The 3,109-nt window shown below is 54.7% G+C and carries 1 protein-coding gene and 1 pseudogene; both read right to left on the bottom strand.

Annotated elements, in window-relative coordinates; all coding sequences use genetic code 11:
- Positions 1 to 308: pseudogene (locus Q7O77_RS16300) on the bottom strand (aspartate aminotransferase family protein); the annotation flags it as partial.
- Positions 305 to 2,542 (bottom strand): hypothetical protein, encoded by a 2,238-nt coding sequence (locus Q7O77_RS16295; RefSeq protein ID WP_304169732.1) that lies wholly within the window; start codon positions 2,540 to 2,542, stop codon positions 305 to 307. The pseudogene Q7O77_RS16300 and the gene Q7O77_RS16295, both read right to left, overlap by 4 nt.
- Positions 2,543 to 3,109 lie beyond the last annotated feature (567 nt).

Here is a 3,109-nt window from a genome sequence, read left to right as displayed (position 1 = left end):
CCGACCAGTTCGGCCCCCTCGTTTTTGAGCGCGTTGACGCCTTCCACCACCCGCTCGGCGATGCGCCTCGGTTGACTCAGCATCTGTTCGGCCGTCAACGGCATGAACTGCAAGATGCCCTCGCACTGCGCACCGCAGGCGCTGACGATACGGGTGAATTCGACGAAAGGAACCAGATTGCGCTGGCGCCAAAGCGCCGGGTCGTAGCCGTTAGCCTGCTCTTCCAGCATACGGCCCGTCATATCAAGCATTTTGACCTGATGCAGCAGTTCTTGGGACGTAGGGTGAGCGATAAAACCAAATTTCATTGTGTTTCTCCATTGGCGACCGGTCGACGGCTCCAAAAGTCTTCTGAGGTCAGGCTTAGGCCATCCCCCTCGGAGTTGTGTCCAAGCCAGACATCAAAGACGTTGATGCGACCCGGCGCGGTTAACGCTTCGCGCAACGTGGTGGGGCAAAATTGGCGCAGTGTGCGGCGGTGAACGTCGACGCCATGAATCGTGCTGTCCTCGGGCTGGTCTTTCGCCTCCGCCATAGGAATGTCGACCTGCTGATGCTGGCTCGGCATATAGCGCTTGTCCAGATAGCTTTGGATCATGGAAAGCCCGCCATTGGTCAGATAGAAGATGGTGACGTTGCCGCCGCGCTTGAGCAGCCCTTTCGCCGACGACATGATTAACCGCTGCTCGATGTCCGGGACCAGCGCGCGCGCGCCATCGCCGATAAAGGCCAACAGGTTGTGTTCGTTGTTCAGCGCGATATAGGGCAGGGACATCAGGCCATCCCCCATCAGGGCGCGACCATACCAACCGGAGAAACCGTGGTCGGTGCGCACTACATTGCGGATCGCCGACAGGCTGCAACGGCCCACATCGTATACGCCGGTATAGCGATACCCTTGCTGTTGGATCAGGTCGGTCAGCAGCAGACTCAGCTGAGTAAAGAAGTAATTTGGCGTCATCGGCATCGTTTCAATGCTCTCGCTGGGCAGGGCGGCCGGTAGGCTCCGCAACCGCTCCAGCAAGGCGAGACGAGTGGTCAGCACCTCGGGATCGACCTCCAGACGGGGTTCTAAATAGTCCAGAAAATCCGTCAGCCCCATATCGAGGGCCAGATGGGTGAACGGAGACAGATGCGAGGCTTCGCGAGTCACCTGCACAACGTTGAAGTTGCGTTTGAGCTTGATGGCGGAATAGGGCGTGGCCGATTGCTCAATCCTGCTGTTAAGGAAAAAGAGCCAGGGTTTGCCTTCTCCCTGTTGAGGCGGCGTTTCCAGAAACTCGTAGGTCGCACGGTTAAAGCCGTACATGGACAGCGTTCCCAGGTAGTTCTGTACGGGGTCGCCTTTCCGGTAAGCCGGTACGCTACCGGGATGAATAATGCTGTCGACCAACCCGATGCCGGCTTTCGCTGTTAAGCGCAGTACGCGCTCCCGTTCTTCTTCGGTGATCAGCTCGCAGTGCCACAGTATACGGGCGTGATCGTGATTGATCGCCGCGATCGCCTGATTCAGGCGCTCGCGCTGATCGGCGGAAAGCGTGGCCTCAATGCGCGCAGGCGGCGGCGCGATCTCGGGTTCATCCAGCTGCGACTCAAGCAGGTTTTGCGTCGCCAGGACAAAGGTGGGCGCCGGTTGACGATCAAGGGACTGGAAAGCGCCCTGAATGCCGGTGGACAAATTCTGAGGGGTGCTGATGAAGCAGTGCCACAGGCCCCGGGCGGCGATCACCGCATGGCCGTCGTTGGCGGCGTCCAGCGTTCCCTGAAACGGATACCAGACGGTGGGCAGGGATTCCGCGCAAACAATCAGGCCCGGCGCGCCCGCGTGTTTGAGGTTTGCCAGGGTGCCGCGCATTTCGTCTATCATGCCGGAGGTCATCGCTATCACATAAGCGCGACCATACAGCTGCCAGCCTGCCAGCGCGCTGACGGCAAGGGAATGTTCATTGTTGCCGGTAAGACAATGTTGGTCTGAACCGTCCATCAACGCCTTCATTGAGTTGATGAACCGGCCTACCATCGATCCCGTGAAATAGTGGAAGTCCCACCGATCGCCCCAACGCGTGGTCATGTGGCGATGTATCGTTTTCGCCAGCGTCGCGGGCTCGTTCCCATTTTGGTAGGTGCGCATCAGAATACGGCTGAAATAGGCGTGTTCCAGATGGTCCAGAATCAATCGCAAAATATCGGCGCGACGATGCCAGGGATGGGAATGCAGGACGCGTATCTGCTTACGGCTTCCTGAGCGGTTCATCCACTTCCCCAGCGCATCTTCGCGGCATAACAGCATCGTTGAATAGGGAGAAAAACGCGCGTCCGGCTGGCTGTCGATGAACGGCAGAAAGGGATCTTCCTCTTCAGGCTCCTTGTCTCTGGCGTCTAACAAAACACATTCAAGCTGGCTCTGCGGTTGCGGGTTCGCGGCCTGCGATTCAAGGGCCGTGGAAACGGTGTTAAAACAGGTGAGTGACAGACTGATATTCTTAGCCTGATGCTGTGAAAAAGAGTGACGAGCCTGTTCGAGCATTTGGTGATAAAACATGTCATCGCCAGCAGGGGCCGATTGACAAGGTGACGTGCCGTTATGCTCATTCAGCAATGTGTTGATATTATTTAGGACCAGGTTTACATCCAGAATAAGTTTTTCATCCTGGCTGATGAGGCAAACAAGAATGGTTTGAGTGTATTGCTGCGTCAGCATTAGCGCCCCTCATTGATAATCTATAAAACATGAATCTGACTTGGATTAATGGCCTGCTTTACGGTAAAACCCTCTCGCGAGGGGCATATCAATTACGGCTATAAGTGCAAAGGTTCACCTTCCTGTCATTCAAATGAATCAGGAGGTGTGAACGTGTCAGTGAAGGTCGTAAATTAACGCTTACCTGTATCATTAATAATGACTTTTCAGGTTTGTTTATGCTATTGGCTCAATTTTATAAATGGTTCTCCTATTGTTGGAATATTATTGGATGATGGCAGTTCTTGGTGTGTCGTTTAAGCACCGCGGTCCCCCCCGGCTGGCGTCAATGGTAACCGATATATTTTAAATTTAAACATCTGATTATGAATATTTTATTATTCACTCCTTGGTATTCATTTGGTATGT

Origin of the sequence: Lonsdalea britannica, assembly GCF_946477055.1 — a bacterium.
GTDB classification, from domain to species: Bacteria; Pseudomonadota; Gammaproteobacteria; order Enterobacterales; family Enterobacteriaceae; genus Lonsdalea; species Lonsdalea britannica_A.
The sequence above is the reverse complement of the archived record's forward strand: the minus strand, read 5'-3'. Positions and strand labels throughout refer to the sequence as shown.

Excerpts from the sequence above, each read along its gene's own strand:
- Q7O77_RS16295 (WP_304169732.1), bottom strand. The coding sequence starts at position 2,542 with ATGTTTTATCACCAAATGCTCGAACAGGCTCGTCACTCTTTTTCACAG.